This window comes from Enterobacter mori LMG 25706 (genome assembly GCF_000211415.1).
Lineage (GTDB): Bacteria > Pseudomonadota > Gammaproteobacteria > Enterobacterales > Enterobacteriaceae > Enterobacter > Enterobacter mori.
This window is the reverse complement of sequence record NZ_GL890774.1, coordinates 589,911-605,309: the sequence shown is the minus strand read 5'-3', so window position 1 is coordinate 605,309 and position 15,399 is coordinate 589,911. Positions and strand designations below refer to the sequence as shown.

Sequence of the window (15,399 nt, the reverse complement as noted above, 5' to 3'; positions counted from 1 at the left end):
GTTTATAACCAAGCGGGTGCAGTAATGGAACATAAATTTAAATCAGATTTTCCTAATAATTTTTTATGGGGATCAGCCACCGCAGCCTATCAAATCGAAGGGGGTGTAGATACATCTTTGAAAGGTGCATCAATCTGGGATACTTTTGTAAAAGAAAAAGGAAGAACATTTAAAAATACAAATGGTGATGTTGCTATTGATCACTTCCACCGAGTACAGGAAGATGTTGCATTAATGGCAGAGATGGGGCTAAGGACATATCGTTTTTCGGTATCATGGAGCCGTGTATTTCCAAATGGATATGGTGAAATTAATGATGAGGGGATTGCTTTTTATGATGAGCTCATTGATGCGTTAATCCGTTCAGGTATTGAACCAATGTTAACTCTTTATCATTGGGACTTACCTCAAAAATTACAAGATGAATACCTTGGATGGGAATCAAGAAAATGCATAACTCATTTTGTTGATTACGCTAGATTCTTGTTTGAACGGTACAACGGTAAGGTCAAGTACTGGGTAACCATGAATGAACAAAATATCTTCATTCCCTTTGGGTACAAAACAGCATTACATCCCCCAGCTGTGAAAAGTGTCCGTCGTATGTTACAGGCAAATCACCATGCATCACTTGCTAATGCAGCTGCGATTAAACTCTTCCGCGAACTGAGGATTGCTGGGTTAATTGGACCAAGTTTCGCCTACAGCCCGGCGTACTCTCTGGACAGCGATCCGCTCAATGTTCTGGCTGCAGAAAATGCGGAAGAGTTTAAGTCATATCTTTGGATGGATGTCTACGCATTGGGGCACTATCCGAAAATCGTCTGGAAATGGATGCTTGATAACGATGTTGTACCAGAGTATGAGCCTGCTGATGTCGCCTTGTTCAAGGCGGGACGTCCTGATTTTATGGGGATTAATTATTATCGGTCCATGACATGCGCAAATAACCCCCTTGAAGGCGGTGTTGGTCAGCAGGTCATGAATACCACAGGGGTAAAAGGTACCACGCAGCATTCCGGCGAGCCTGGACTTTTTAAATACGTCAATAACCGTTTTGTCGAAAAAACAAACTGGGATTGGGATATCGATCCTACGGGGCTACGTATCGCCTTGCGCAGAGTCTCCAGCCGCTATGACTTACCTGTACTCATTACAGAAAACGGTCTGGGCGAGTATGACACGCTGACAGAAGACAATGAAATTCATGATGGCTACCGGATTCAATATATCTCATGTCATATAAATGCAATACGCGATGCTATCAGCGACGGAGTTTCCGTGCTTGGCTACTGCACCTGGAGCTTTATTGATCTTTTGAGCTGGCTAAATGGTTATCAAAAACGATACGGGTTTGTCTATGTAGACCGCGACGATGATAGTCAGAAAACGCTTAACCGATATCGCAAAGACAGTTTCTATTGGTATCAAAAAGTCATCGAAACGAATGGCCGAAATTTAATTTAAGCCAAACGGCTGCAGGGTACCTGCAGCCTTACATTTGCTGCCGGGGCCGGCGGCCATTACATAAGTAGAAATCCTACTGAGAATATTGCATATGAAATATAATGAACTCGCGCATAGTCTTATTGAGTTAGTTGGTGGCGGGGGGAATATCAGTAATCTCGTACATTGTGCGACCCGGTTAAGGATAACATTACACGATTATGACAAGGCAAAAACTGATGAAATTAAAAAACTGAAAGGTGTAATGACAGCACTGCGTACATCTGGCCAGTATCAGATTGTTATTGGAAGTGAAGTGGAACAGGTTTACAAAGATATGTTACCGCTGATTGGGAATAGTCATGTAGCAGAGTCTGCGTATGCAGAGAAAAATGCAGATGAAAAGAATATATTGCTGAACCGAACGTTCGACCTGATCTCAGGGAGTTTTACTCCATTGGTATCGGTGCTTGCAGGTGCTGGTATGATCAAAGCTACCTTAACCGTACTTGTTCTCCTTGGCGTAATGACTGAATCTGATAATTTATATAAAGTTATATTTGCTTCGGCAAACTCGTTATTTTATTTTCTGCCAATTTTTCTTAGTATTACTATGGCAAATAAGTTGGGTATAAATCCGTATGTTTCAGGTGCGATTGGCGCTGCTTTGCTTGAACCTACATTCACTGGTATCTTTTCTACAGGAGTTGCTCAACATATCTATTTCCTTCCGTTGGTTGGAATTGACTATAGCTACAACGTCTTCCCTGTTTTTCTAAGTATTGGTGTCTACTACTATCTTGAACGTTTCCTGAAACGAACGATTCACAAAGATCTTCAGCTTTTTCTGGTGCCGATGATCAGTTTATCTGTGATGGTAACCGCGACCGTGCTGGTCTTTGGTCCATTTGCAACAACAGTCGGACGCCTTATTGCCGGTGGTGTGATGTACGTTATGAACCTAAGTGGTACATTGTCCGGTGCGTTCTTGGGTTCGACCTGGCAGTTTCTTGTTTCCTTAGGGCTTCATTGGGGTCTTGCGCCTCTGGAGATAGAAAATATCCGGGCAGGAGGAGATCCTATAGGTGGTACGGGGGAAGCCGTCTCTGTGTATGCCTTAATGGGGGTCGCCATTGGTGTATGGCTCAAAGCCAGAAGAAATCCGGAACTCAAGGCCGTCGCAGGCTCAGCCGCATTAACTGCGATTCTGGCCGGTGTTACAGAACCGGTATTGTACGGACTGGTATTACGTTTCAAACGACTCATCCCTATTTACATGATTGCTGGCGGTGTTGGTGGCGCTATCAACGGCTATCTGGGAGTTAAAATGATGTCAATGGTGTTCCATAATATTTTCTCTATTCCGGCGGAACAACCTTCTCTTTATTTTATCTGCGGCGCATTTACTGCATTGGGTCTATCTGCAATATTGACATATCTCTTTGGTCTAAGAGGGGAGGCAGACGATGAAACAAGTAAAAAGGCAATGTCGAAAAAAGACATTCCACTGACCGGGGCTAAGAACGTCTGATAATAACCAGCCAGATACGTTATCTGGCTGGCATGTTTAAATTTTAAACCAATACATTATTGTATTTCAATTGATGAGTTTCTGTAATGAATGAAAGAATTTCTACGCGAATAATTTTCTTTGTTGCTGGTATGGCTACGGCCGCATGGGCAGTGATCGTACCGTTTGCTAAATTAAATACGGAAGTAAACGATGGTGTACTGGGAACATTATTATTATGCCTCGGATTTGGTGCCATGGCTGCGATGCCTTTGACAGGTGCATTAACCTCACGTCATGGCTGCAGGCGAATTATTACTGTCTCTATATTTATTATGGTTGCGACGCTACCTTTACTCGCTGTTATCAATAATGCAATCTTGCTCGGAATCTTTTTATTTACATTCGGTATTGGTGTCGGCACAACGGATTGCGCTATGAATGTCCAGGCCATTCTCGTGGAACAGAAAGCAAATAAGCCGCTGATGTCAGGGTTTCATGGCATGTTCAGTGTTGGAGGGATCGCAGGTGCTGGGATCATGACGGGAATGCTATCCGGTGGGCTCAGTGTACTTCAGGCTGCACTGATTGTGATTATTATGATTGTTGTTTTGTTATTTTTGAGCTTCAGACATTTGCTTCCCTACGCTAATCCATCTGAAGGGCCCGCTTTCGCCTTTCCAAAAGGTATCGTTCTGACGCTGGGCCTAATCTGTTTCATTATTTTCATGGCCGAAGGTACTGTTCTGGACTGGAGTGCGGTTTATCTAATTGATAGCCGTGACATTGCAGAGAGTATGGGGGGGCTTGGGTTTGTTTTCTTCTCTACAGCAATGACTGCAGGCCGTCTCACTGGCGACTATATAGTCGGGCGCTTTGGCGCACTACGTATCGTACTGACAGGTAGCGTGCTGGCACTTCTTGGTTTTTCCGCTGTAATTTGGGGTACCCAACTATCGGTTATACTTCTCGGATATTTATTTATTGGCCTTGGTTGTTCAAATATCGTTCCTATTATGTTTTCCCTTGTAGGGAAACAGGATGCTATGCCGCAGATGGTCGCTGTCCCGGCGGTCACAACACTTGGTTATATTGGTATTCTGGCAGGGCCGGCAATTATTGGATACATTTCACATCATAGTTCATTGATGAATGGCTTTATTTTTGTAATGGGACTTGTTTTATTGTCCGGTTTTCTTTCGTACACTATCCGTGGTCTGTTATTACAGAAATAGATAAGTAATCCTTACTCGTTTACAGAACCGAGAAGTTCTGTAAACAGTAAGGGTTTATAATTGTTAATGTTGTGAGTAAGTATTCCAAGGGAAATGAAAAGCCTATTCATGAAAAGACTAAGATACCCCATTATTTGAAGGGGATGCTTAGTGAAAAGATGTCATTTATATGATGAGAGAAAGCGTTATATGTATCTTACATATAAGTAAAAGAGTTTTTGACTTTTATTTTTGCCTTGTTATTGTGATACGAATTCATCAAAATTACCGTCTTGGCGTATGTGTTGGTGATGAAGTTAGTTTTATTAAAAATGACTTTTGGATTGCAGTGTAATAACCAATTTGGACATAAAACCACCGCTGATATTAACGAATTCCATACGCAATCTAAGGGTTATCTACACTAAAGTTCTAAGACTTCTTAACGATTATATTCGCGAACAGCTCTATATAATGTAACTGTTCACTAAAAACAGACACCTTTAGACGCTCATTCCTTTAAGTTGTGTTCATATTCTTCCGGGCTAATATTTCCCTGTGGCTGATGACGCCGTTGGTGGTCATACAACAAGATTTAGTCCATGACATCACTCATACCTTCGTTTAAGATCTCATAGCGTCCGTCGTCAGTTTGATCTTACAAAATCGAACACATTCTATCTGTGAGCATCAACTGTTGCATTAACTATAATTGATTTAGCTGCAACCTACTGGAAACCACCATCTTCAAATAGAGCTGCTTCAATGACTAAATCATTGATAGCGGATATGCAGGGACGCAGGAAGGTAGCGCTGTAGTGGCTCAGGCGCACTACCATCTATCAACTGGCTTATCAGATCGTAGCAGTGCCAGGCCAACTGGCGATTGTCCTGATTTACGGCATCAATACGCAGCGACGGCAAATCCTAGAGATCCTCAAAGCTCGCAAGGTTGGATATCAGAATCGAGCAACTGGTGTTTTGGCTCATCTCATATAGCGCAGAATTCCTTCCAGCAGACCGCAGGCGGCGGTAAACAGCGCCTTTGGGGGCCGACCCAGACGCGCGCGGAGGGTGGCGAACATCTCATAGCCGGAGCTGGGATGGTCGATGCCGTTGATCACCTATTCCGGGCGCAGTTCAGTACCAGCCTAGGCCAGACCTGCATAAACCCAGCCATGCGATCGCGGGAGGGCGACAGACGCGGCTGACCGCCTAAAAACCAGAATTCGTCGCGATGCGGGAAATCAGCTCCACCGTCGGGGGAATTGAATCGGTCATCACCAGGCAGAGCGCTTTCATAAAGACAGTGGTTAAACCGTACGACTGGCAGCTGTTCGTTAAGCTTCAGGTAGTCGGCATTGTTGTGCATACAGGAGGCGACGATCAGCCCGTCGAACTGGCGGGCAATCATGTTTTTCACCACCATGCTCTCCTGACCGGGGGGGGCGCCGGTACATGAGATCAGCAGTTGGACGCCCGCGTCGCGGCACAGCATCTCAAGCTGGGACAGACCACAAAGCCGTAGTTGGTGATCTCAGGCACCACAAGGCCGATGGTGTGCCTGGGGTTGTTGCGCAGCGAGTTGCTCCTTGCCACGACAGTTCAGCACCAGGCTGGCGGTAGCTTTGGAAACGCCCACCAGTTCGGCGATGTCTTTAAGGTTACGCGTTTGGTTTTTATTACGACGCCATGAGCCTGAAAACAAGACGCTTATTCTACCACGCATGTTCGCAGCTGCCAGTAGCAGAATGCATCCGGCGTCCAGTTCGTGCAGTTCACCTGCGTGAAAGAGGCGTCGACGTAGTCGACATCACCGGCGATCCACACCGCCGTATAGATGTTGAGGTAGCGCTCTTTCTCCCGGGCTATCCCCGGCTGACAGCATATCAGAATATGCTGTCAGCCGAGCGGAAACAGAACCGGACACTCCCACATATAGCCCGTGTCGCCTAGGTCGTTGATGCATAGCCGGCGATTTTGCCTTCATTGCTCCAGTGATGACGGTCCGGGGAGCTGAACAGCAGCACCATGTACCAGAGGTCTTCATGCAGTCAGACTTTCGGGTCGCGCAGGTGGTCGGTATAGCACTCCGACAGCGGCAGGACCGGACCGATTTTGCGGAAGATACCGTCGGCGTTTTCCGTCGCCAAAACTGCCACGCGCTTCGGCCTCCATTGGCCAAACTTAACGTTGTCGGGAACAGGTTGTTATCCACTGCGCTACCGGACTATCAGCCGTTGCGGTGGGCATCAGCGCAATGGGTACATTCTGCCAGTGCAGCAGGTCATCTGAACTCCAGTGCGCCCAGCATTTGAACTTATGATCGCAGGCGAGCGGGCTCCACTGATAGAACAGGTGATAGCGCCCCGTGAAATCGACCAAACCGTTGGAGTCGTTCATCCGCCCGGTAACCTGAGCATGGCGCCAGCGGGGATAGCGGCTATCGGCCAGCGCGCTCGGCAGGCACGGCATGACGGCCTGCAAAATCGCAGGAAGACGTAATGGAAGTGACATTATTCAGCGTCCGTTTTGTATTTCAGTACTAGGGAGACGACGAAAGCGACGCCAAAGGCGATGACCATTCCGATAATGTCGTTCAGCAGCGAGCGGTCAGCAATGCCGGGAATAGCCATCAGGTCGACAGCGGTCATGTAGGCGTGCAGTGACACTACCCACGCGCCGCCCGCCGTGCCGCCGTACAGCACCGCGATAAATGGCTTCATGAAACGTAAGTTGATACCAAAAATCGCCACTTCGGTGATGCCCGGCATACCAGAAAACGCCGAGGGCAGCGCAATGACTTTGATTTCTACGTCTTTGGTTTTAAACCATACCCTCAGACAGGCGCCGCCCTGGGCGACGTTGACCATGGACTAAATCGGCAGCAGGAAGCTGACCCCGATAGACGGGTTGCCCAGCAACCGGCTTCGATGACGTGGAAGCTGTAGTGAATACTTGTAATGACGATAACCGAATAGAGACTGCCAAACAGCAGGCCGGAACGGGGACACTTCAGCCGGTTCCGGCGACAGCATGATGGGAAGCTGTACTGGGTCACCGTTTTGTGGAAGCAACAGGCCTTTACGGTAAAGATGGCACCTGTTGAACAACAGGTTATCGTTAAGATTAAGTTCACGGGACAGTTGTGCAACAACGTTGTTATCTGGTCGTGAAGATGGTTCTACCATTAGTAGAAGTTGAAAGTCATGGGCATAAACCGTACGGAGCTAGGTATGCCAACCTGCGGGGTTATCCATTTATAGAACTTAGATGGGGGGCTAACTTACATGTCTGGTGGGACGGATATGACTCTACTCTTACGTAAAAACCTGGCGAGTGGTACCGTTAGCGCTGAGAGTAATGGAAACTCGTCATTACAAGACATCTATGACACGTAAGCGATCACATGGTAGCATGCTCTGGAATTAGGGGGAATATTTTATGGTTGAAGAGATAAAAAACAATATTCAGAATAATCTAAGGCTGCTGCTTTCTTCATGCAACTCAATCGCTGACATGTGTCGTAAGACTGATATCAACCGACAACAGTTTAATAAATATCTCGCCGGGCATCACTTACCTTCGAGGAACACGTTGAACAAAGTTTCCCGGTATTTCAATCTTGGTCCTGAAGACCTGTATCTTTCTCCACCTAAATTTAAAGCGCTTTTTCAGTCCAATGATGCAGATGCGCGAAATGCACTTCTTGGATCTGTTAACTTTAATTATTTTATTTCTCTGGCGAATTTAACTTCGAATAATCTCAGTGACTATTTGGGAGTTTACCATCGCTACCATTATTCATCAATTTATAAAGGAAAAGTTCTCCGCTCAGTAACAGTGATTTACGAAAGGGACAATGTAGTAGAATATTCCACGATAGAGCGATTTCCTCTAATGGGGCACCCCGGGAAAACGGGTTATGTCTTTCGCTACAATGGGTTCTGTTTTATGCTGGGTGATCGAATATTTATGATAGATAGTGAGCAAAAGCAAAACAATGAAATGACGTTCACTATTCTCACGCCACAGTACAGAAGGCCGGTAAGATATCTGCATGGCATTATTACGGGGATTGCGTCCACGTCATTCAGGCAGCCTTTTTCATCCCGTGTTTCTCTTCAGTATTCGGGGGACAGCAAAATTACCAGGTCTCTTATCAAATCAGCGACGATTCTGACTGATCTTAAAGGGGTTCCTGAGGAAATACTTAATTATCTTGATAATGACGGAGCGGGAATATTATGGGGAGGTTCAGGCTAAAAAGTGAGCAGGGCTTCCTGCCCGCTCACAAGTGAAACCAATGAACTACTCGGTAGCAAAGACACAACAACACATTACGAATACACAAAAGCATTTACTAGGGTGAAGACTACATCCGGTTACCTGGCCGCTCCGCCATAAGGCACATCCTGATGACCATAGCGACGTACCCTCAGATTCGCTTGTTCTGCATGGCCTGTAAACCCTTCCATCAGACACAGACGCGAGCAGTGTGCCCCAATCATCGCTGATGCTTCATCGGTCAGCACTTTCTGGTAAGTACAAGTCTTCAGGAACTTACCAACCCACAGGCCACCGGTGTAGCGGGCAGCTTTATTGGTAGGCAGAGTATGGTTAGTACCGATAACTTTATCTCCATATGCCACGTTAGTCCGAGGGCCGATAAATAAAGCACCGAAGTTTTGAAGGTTTTGTAGGAAATAGTTATCATCAGTCGTCATGATCTGCACGTGCTCAGAGGCATAAAAATCTGACATGCGCGCCATCTCTGTATGATCTTCACACAGGATAATCTCTCCGTGGTTCTCCCACGCCTGACGCGCAATCTCTGCCGTTGGCAAAATGTCCAGAATGCGTTCAATCTGCTTCAGCGTTTCTTCTGCGAGATGGCGGGAATTGGTGATCATCACTGCGGGTGAGTCTGGTCCGTGTTCAGCCTGACCAAGAAGATCAGTTGCACACATTTCCCCATCAACCGTTTCATCAGCAATCAGCAGGGTTTCAGTTGGACCTGCAAACAGGTCGATGCCCACTTTTCCGAAGAGCTGACGCTTTGCTTCTGCAACGTAGGCATTGCCAGGACCGACGATAATGTCTACCGGAGCAATTGACTCCGTTCCCAGCGCCATCGCGGCAACTGCCTGAATGCCCCCGAGAGCATAAATCTCGTCAGCTCCACCCAGATGCTGAGCGGCAATGATGTATGGGGCAAGCGCCTGCTTGTAAGGAGGTGCAGCAGTCGCAATGCGACGTACATTCGCCGATTTGGCCGTTACAATGGACATGTGTGCTGAAGCAAGCAGTGGGTATTTCCCGCCAGGTACATAGCAGCCTGCAGCGGATACCGGGATATGTCTGTGCCCAAGAATGATGCCGGGCAATGTTTCAACTTCCAGATCCAGCATTGTTGAACGCTGAGCATCCGCAAATTTACGCACCTGAGCCTGAGCAAACTGAATGTCGTTGTACTCAGTTTCTGTCAGAGTGCTCACGCATTTTTCAATTTCGGCAGGGGTGAGACGAAAATCATCGCGATCCCAGTTGTCAAAGCGCTGAGACAATTCACGCACCGCTTTATCACCACGCTTTTCAATATCAAGAAGAATGCCTGAAACGTTATCTTTCAGTTGGTTATTTTCAGTCAGTACCTTTTCGCGATTAGCAGCGCTTTTGATCCATTCAGCCATTTTTAACCTCATAAATTGTTTTACTCATGCATGAGCGTGACTCGTTACCTGGTCAAAAATAGAGTGACAAAAACACAAAATAAATTTCTCAAACAAAATAAATTCAGACGCACAGTGACGCAAGTGTGTAACAAAAATGAAACAACTATCTGACTTTAGACACCCTCGAACCTGGAGCTGCCGTTGAGCTGCGCACAATCAGTTCGGTCGGGAAAATTTTTTTTTCTGCTCTGGCACTACCTCCTGATTCGATGTGTTCCATGAGTAATCTCGCAGCATAAATTCCTTTCTCAGAAGTAGGCTGCCTGATAGTGGTCAGTGAGAACTCCCGCGCTTCCGGCACATCATCAAATCCCACCACGGAAAGCTGTTTTGGTATGGTGAAGGACCTTTTTCTGGCGACGGATATGCATGAAAGGGCCATTACAGCGGAGGTCGCCACCACGCCTGTGATTGAAGGGTCATCCAGCAGATGGTCGCTGGCCTTCTCGCCCGCTGCGCGATCAAATCCCCCCGCTTCATAAATCGTCAGGGAGTCTGTATCGATTCCGGCCTGACTTGCAGCCTCGATGTAACCCAGCACTCTTTTGCGGGCAATCATCTCATTCGAGCGTTGAATACGGTCCTGAGTGACAACCCCTTTAAAACCATCGGGTATCAGGCGCTCGACAAGAATGCCGATGTGAGTATGGCCCAGTGAAATCAGATGGTTGATTTGCGCCTTTGCCGCTTCTTTGTCGTCGATACCCACATAGCTGACGTCGGGGATAGATGGAGAATCGATGATGACTACCGGGATTTGTTGCTGAACGATAGTCTGAATAGCCGGGTGATCGTCCGGTAATGTCGAGACGAGTAATCCGTCAATCAGGCCTCGCATTGGCATGACTGCCGGTGAATTATCATCCTGACGTATGGACTGGTTATTCATGGGAATAAGCGTCAGGGCAACGTTTGAAAGTTCATTCACGCTGCTGATCCCCTTCAGGAGCGACATCACCCATGGGTCACCAAATGCATATGACAGGTGATCCATCACTATCAGTCCAATTGCGCCAACCCGGCCAGACCGGAGACTTCTGCCACGTGCATCGGGCCCGGCATAGCCAAGACGCTGCGCTACGGCAAAGACATGTTCCCGCATCCCTTTTGAAATTTTAGGTGACCCATTATAGGCATAGGATACAGCAGGCTGTGATACACCGGCTTCCCTTGCGACATCTTTCATTGAGACCATCTGATTCCTGCTTCTCCCGTGTCATGTGAAAATATAATAAGTGATCTGATTAACATTTTCCTGGCTATGACTCTGCTGGCAAAGTGAGCTGCTTCACATCATATGAAAACACTATGTCTGTTTGGTTAACACTACGTTGACATCATAACAACCCTGCAATTACCTTTATAACAGGTTATACGAATAACCAAATGGCAAAATTTAGCGGAGAAGGATGGAAATATGCCAAAAGTATTGTACCTGTATGGTGGCTGGCCAGGCCACTTTCCCTATGAAATCGCCGCCTGGTCCAGAGGTTTGTACGAAGAACTTTCTTTCGATGTAGAAGAGAGTACGGACATTTTTACACTGGATCGCGACCTGAAAGCTTATGATCTTATCGTGATTGGCTGGAACAATGCCGTAACAACCGAAACGCTTACAGCCTCTCAGGAACAGCACCTTCTCGAAGCAGTCGAATCAGGTACGGGGCTGGCAGGCTGGCACGGAGCTGGCGCTGCTTTCCGTTCAAGCCTTCGTTACCATATGTTGCTTGGTGGTTCATTCCTTGAGCATCCCACAGGTGAAGGTTTCCCTCATCCCTATACGGTCAATATTACGGATAAAAATCACCCTGTAAGCGCCGGTGTGAACGATTTCCCGGTCGCTTCTGAGCAGTACTATATGGAGACTTCTCCGGGTATCAACGTTCTGGCGGAAACAACTTTTGACGGCAATCCAATGCCGTGGCTGAAGGGGCAGAAAAGCCCGGTTGCCTGGGTCCGCAACTGGGGTGAAGGTCGCGTTTTCTACCATTCGATTGGTCATGATACCAGCAACCTCCAGGATCCAAATATCCGCAAATTAACCAAGCAGGGCCTGGCATGGGCATGTCGCCAGGCTCAACTCAGTAAATAAAGGATTAAGTAATGACAAAATTAACGGGTAGTCAGGTGGTGGCTCAGACGCTGAAAAATTATGGCGTTGAATATGTCGCCGGTATTCCGGGTCATGGTATCTGGACACTGACAGACGCCTTTCTGGAAGAAGAATCGAAGCTGAAATTCATTCAGGTTTTCCACGAGCAGAGCGCAGTGCACCTTGCAGATGGTTATTACCGCGTTTCAGGAAAGCCAATGGTCGCTGTGACTTCCATCGGAGCGGGGGCGAGTAATACCGTCATCGGTATGGCAACTGCATTCACTGACTCGACCAGTGTCATGCTGATCACCGGTGGTCCGCCAACACACATGCGTGGACATGGCCTGCTTCAGGAGCTGGAGCGCTACACTGACAACGACTTCCCTAAGATTGCCGAGGCCGTCAGCAAGCGTCACTGGGTTGCCACCCGAGTAGAAGAAATGCCGTTCATTATGCATCGCGCATGGAGTTCGATGGCAACCGGCCGCCCGGGCCCTGTACACATTGAGATCCCAATGGACGTCCAGGCTGAAGCAGCAGAAGTTGAACTCCACGCCATTGAAGAGCGTCTGCCTGTAGGCCGTGTGTTCCCGGATCCGGAAGCCATTAGTGCAGCCGTGTCCCTTCTGAAAGAAGCGCGGCGCCCGGGCATGGTTATTGGTGGTGGTGTTATCACGGGTGAAGCCTGGAAAGAAGTTTTGGCACTGGCGGAAGCGTTGCAACTCCCCGTGGTAACGACCTGGAACGGTAAAAGTGGATTCCCGGAAGATCATCCGCTGTTTGCTGGTAGTGTAGGCCAGACGGGTACCACTTGTGGTAACTCGATTGCGGCAAATGCTGATGTGATTATTGCAGTAGGCTGCCGCTTCACTGACTGGTCATCATCAAGCTATGCGAAAGGCGTAACGTTCTCAATTCCGCCATCACGCCTGATCCACATTGATATCGATCCGCATGAAATCGGTAAAAACTACCCGGTAACCGTTGGCATCGTTTCTGATGCACGTCATGCGCTGGCTCACATCATTAAAGAGCTGGATGGAGAAAAAGCCGATCGTCCTGAATACATGCAGGTATTAAAGCAGCTTCAGGATGAATGGGAAACCAAGCTGGCTAAGCGCCGGGATTCAGAACGCTTCCCGTTCACGTCACAACGCCCGCTAGGTGCACTTCGTAAAGTCTTCCCGCGCGACACTATCGTGGTCGTTGGCTCAGGAAACACGCAGGGGGCTGTTAAACAGACCTTCCCTGTCTATCAACCGCGTACGCACCTGACCTCAGGTGGTTTCTCATCAATGGGTTGGGCTGTCCCGGCGGCTATTGGTGCCAAGCTGGCGGCACCGAATCAGCCTGTGGTTTGCATTCTGGGTGACGGTGATTTCCTGATGACTTCTCAGGAAATTGCTATCTGTAAAACGAACGGCATTCCGGTTGTGTTCCTTATCCAGAACAACGCAGGTTACATGTCGATTCGTGGCGGTCAGCGCAAACAGACCAGTCGTCATATCGGCACAGAATTCACTACGCCGGATGGAGAACCCTACTCGCCAGACTATAAAGCAATGGGCGAGTCGTTTGGCCTCAGGTCATGGCGCGTTGAACGTCCTGAAGATCTTGAGCCAATCCTGCAACAGGCACTGGACTGCAACGAGCCGGTTCTGATTGAAGTGCCGACAGACCGCGATGCTGCAGGCCCATTTGTACCAGGGTGGTGGGACTTCCCAATCCCGGAATATATCACTGATGAACGTCAGGATGAGTACAAGGTTCTGCGCCAGTCAGAGCAACATCTGTAAGGGTCATACATGAACACCATTAAAATCTCTTCACAAGAGATTGATAAATCTGCGCCGGGTAACCGGCGCATTATTGAAACTGTCGAACCCGATTCGGCAGGCAATCTTGAGTGTGATGTCGTCATAATTGGGTCTGGAATGGGGGGCTCGACGTTTGCCCACGGTATTAAGGATAAAGGCCTGAAGGTGGTTATCATTGAACGTGGAGATTTCCTGCCGCGCGAAAATGATAACTGGAATTTTAATGCTGTATTTGGCGACGGGAAGTATCGTAACGCCGAATCGTGGTTCGACCGGGACTACAACTCCTTTAAGCCAGGTGTGTTCTATTATGTAGGGGGTAACACCAAATTCTATGGTGCGATGCTGCCGCGCTGGCGGGAAGAAGATTTCCAGGAACTGGTACACCGTGAAGGCGTGTCACCAAAATGGCCGGTCAGTTACTCAGAACTGGAACCTTATTACTGCCAGGCGGAGGAGCTGTTCAAGGTTCATGGCGATGCAGGCTCAGATCCAGTAGAGCCCTGGCGTTCACGCGATTATTGCTGGAAGGGTCTGAAGCACGATCCGGCCTTGCATGGCCTTGTGAAGAGCATGCAAAGACAGGGGCTTAAGCCTTTCTCAATGCCAGCTGCGGTTGATTATGGTGATGGACGCCCATGCGTACTGTGCTCTACCTGCGACGGATATCCGTGCATGATCGATGCAAAAAACGATGCAGAGGTTAGTGCATTACGCCCGGCGATGAATGCGGGTAGTGTCCGTTTATTGGTTAAAACCCGTATTGATCGGCTCATCACGGACGATGCGGGTAAAAATGTTGTAGAAGCAACAGGTTCTCGTAACGGCAGAACTGTGCGCATTAAAGCGAAGCGTTTTGTTCTGGCCTGTGGTGCGGTAAATACATCAGCTCTGCTGCTCAAATCAGCAAACGATTCTCACCCAGCCGGACTGGGAAACAGCTCTGATCAACTGGGCCGTAATTATATGGTCCATAACAGTACTTTCATGATTGCGGTGAATCCATTAAAACGCAATGAAGTTAAGTTCCAGAAGACAGTTGCTTTTAATGACTGGTATCTGAAGTCTGAAAATAATGAGTTTCCTCTGGGAAATGTGCAGATGCTGGGGAAGATCAGAAAACCGATGATTACTGGTATGAAAAAATGGGTCCCAGGTTTCGTTGCCAAATATCTCACTGACCATAGCGTAGATCTTTATATTACGTCAGAAGACTTACCCACGCAGGAAAACCGCGTTATTTACGATAAAGAAAAGGATGCAATAAAAATCCACTGGACTCCAAATAACCTGAAAACGCACAAGGAACTTGTTGCCAAAACTAAGCAAGTGCTGAAGCGTGCGGGATATCCGATTGTACTAACCGAACGAATGGGTATTGCTACTAATTCTCATATGTGCGGAACAGCGGTAATGGGTACAGACAAAAATAAAAGCGTTGTTGATGTGAACTGCAAAATTCATGATTTAGATAATGTGTGGATTGTCGACAGTTCAACATTCGTATCATCTGCAGCACTGAATCCTGCTCTCACAATAGCCGCTAATGCGCTACGGGTGGCAGAACAGTTCTGAATATTAA

General features: G+C 47.6%; 9 protein-coding genes and 3 pseudogenes. 7 read left to right on the top strand and 5 right to left on the bottom strand.

Annotated features, from left to right (window positions below):
- The first annotated feature begins 24 nt into the window (after positions 1 to 24).
- From ENTMO_RS0104730 to ENTMO_RS0104720, 3 genes are all read left to right on the top strand, one after another.
- Complete coding sequence (locus ENTMO_RS0104730; protein ID WP_029484972.1) at positions 25 to 1,467, top strand: glycoside hydrolase family 1 protein; 1,443 nt, start codon at positions 25 to 27, stop codon at positions 1,465 to 1,467.
- Positions 1,468 to 1,558: 91 nt separating this feature from the next.
- Positions 1,559 to 2,977, top strand: coding sequence for a PTS transporter subunit EIIC (locus ENTMO_RS0104725; RefSeq protein WP_010427692.1), 1,419 nt, complete (start codon positions 1,559 to 1,561; stop codon positions 2,975 to 2,977).
- 86 nt (positions 2,978 to 3,063) lie between these two features.
- Entirely contained in the window at positions 3,064 to 4,191 is a 1,128-nt protein-coding gene (locus ENTMO_RS0104720) for an MFS transporter (RefSeq protein WP_010427691.1), read from the top strand.
- 753 nt (positions 4,192 to 4,944) lie between these two features.
- Here ENTMO_RS0104720 and ENTMO_RS23825 read toward each other — a convergent pair.
- The 3 pseudogenes from ENTMO_RS23825 to ENTMO_RS0104685 form a co-directional block, all read right to left on the bottom strand.
- A pseudogene (locus ENTMO_RS23825) lies at positions 4,945 to 5,853 on the bottom strand (substrate-binding domain-containing protein).
- Positions 5,854 to 5,926: 73 nt separating this feature from the next.
- Positions 5,927 to 6,687 (bottom strand): annotated as a pseudogene (locus ENTMO_RS26860) (sucrose-6-phosphate hydrolase); the annotation flags it as partial.
- Positions 6,687 to 7,174 (bottom strand): annotated as a pseudogene (locus ENTMO_RS0104685) (PTS transporter subunit EIIC); the annotation flags it as partial. The pseudogenes ENTMO_RS26860 and ENTMO_RS0104685, both read right to left, overlap by 1 nt.
- Positions 7,175 to 7,614: 440 nt before the next feature.
- Between ENTMO_RS0104685 and ENTMO_RS0104680 the strand changes: the two are divergent.
- Positions 7,615 to 8,436 (top strand): helix-turn-helix transcriptional regulator, encoded by an 822-nt coding sequence (locus ENTMO_RS0104680; RefSeq protein ID WP_010427686.1) that lies wholly within the window; start codon positions 7,615 to 7,617, stop codon positions 8,434 to 8,436.
- Between the two features lie 119 nt (positions 8,437 to 8,555).
- Here the strand turns inward: ENTMO_RS0104680 and hisD are convergent, their stop codons facing one another.
- Both hisD and ENTMO_RS23815 read right to left on the bottom strand, forming a co-directional pair.
- The gene (gene hisD, locus ENTMO_RS0104675) at positions 8,556 to 9,863 is read right to left on the bottom strand and encodes a histidinol dehydrogenase (RefSeq protein WP_010427685.1); all 1,308 of its coding nucleotides are present in this window, start codon (positions 9,861 to 9,863) and stop codon (positions 8,556 to 8,558) included.
- Between the two features lie 145 nt (positions 9,864 to 10,008).
- Entirely contained in the window at positions 10,009 to 11,091 is a 1,083-nt protein-coding gene (locus ENTMO_RS23815; RefSeq protein WP_202795935.1) for a LacI family DNA-binding transcriptional regulator, read from the bottom strand.
- Positions 11,092 to 11,322: 231 nt separating this feature from the next.
- Between ENTMO_RS23815 and ENTMO_RS0104665 the strand changes: the two genes are divergently transcribed.
- Genes ENTMO_RS0104665 through ENTMO_RS0104655 form a run of 3 tightly spaced genes read left to right on the top strand, consistent with a single transcriptional unit; the run spans position 11,323 to position 15,392 of the window.
- Complete coding sequence (locus ENTMO_RS0104665; protein WP_010427682.1) at positions 11,323 to 11,997, top strand: ThuA domain-containing protein; 675 nt, start codon at positions 11,323 to 11,325, stop codon at positions 11,995 to 11,997.
- 11 nt (positions 11,998 to 12,008) lie between these two features.
- On the top strand, positions 12,009 to 13,796 hold the full coding sequence (locus ENTMO_RS0104660) for a thiamine pyrophosphate-binding protein (RefSeq protein WP_010427681.1): 1,788 nt from the start codon (positions 12,009 to 12,011) through the stop codon (positions 13,794 to 13,796).
- A 9-nt stretch (positions 13,797 to 13,805) separates the two neighbouring features.
- The gene (locus tag ENTMO_RS0104655; RefSeq protein WP_010427679.1) at positions 13,806 to 15,392 is read left to right on the top strand and encodes a GMC oxidoreductase; all 1,587 of its coding nucleotides are present in this window, start codon (positions 13,806 to 13,808) and stop codon (positions 15,390 to 15,392) included.
- The last annotated feature ends 7 nt before the right edge of the window (positions 15,393 to 15,399 follow it).

Coding starts and splice junctions, on each gene's coding strand:
- ENTMO_RS0104730 (WP_029484972.1), top strand. CDS start 25: ATGGAACATAAATTTAAATCAGATTTTCCTAATAATTTTTTATGGGGA.
- ENTMO_RS0104665 (WP_010427682.1), top strand. CDS start 11,323: ATGCCAAAAGTATTGTACCTGTATGGTGGCTGGCCAGGCCACTTTCCC.
- ENTMO_RS0104680 (WP_010427686.1), top strand. CDS start 7,615: ATGGTTGAAGAGATAAAAAACAATATTCAGAATAATCTAAGGCTGCTG.
- ENTMO_RS23815 (WP_202795935.1), bottom strand. CDS start 11,091: ATGAAAGATGTCGCAAGGGAAGCCGGTGTATCACAGCCTGCTGTATCC.
- ENTMO_RS0104660 (WP_010427681.1), top strand. CDS start 12,009: ATGACAAAATTAACGGGTAGTCAGGTGGTGGCTCAGACGCTGAAAAAT.
- ENTMO_RS0104655 (WP_010427679.1), top strand. CDS start 13,806: ATGAACACCATTAAAATCTCTTCACAAGAGATTGATAAATCTGCGCCG.
- ENTMO_RS0104725 (WP_010427692.1), top strand. CDS start 1,559: ATGAAATATAATGAACTCGCGCATAGTCTTATTGAGTTAGTTGGTGGC.
- hisD (WP_010427685.1), bottom strand. CDS start 9,863: ATGGCTGAATGGATCAAAAGCGCTGCTAATCGCGAAAAGGTACTGACT.
- ENTMO_RS0104720 (WP_010427691.1), top strand. CDS start 3,064: ATGAATGAAAGAATTTCTACGCGAATAATTTTCTTTGTTGCTGGTATG.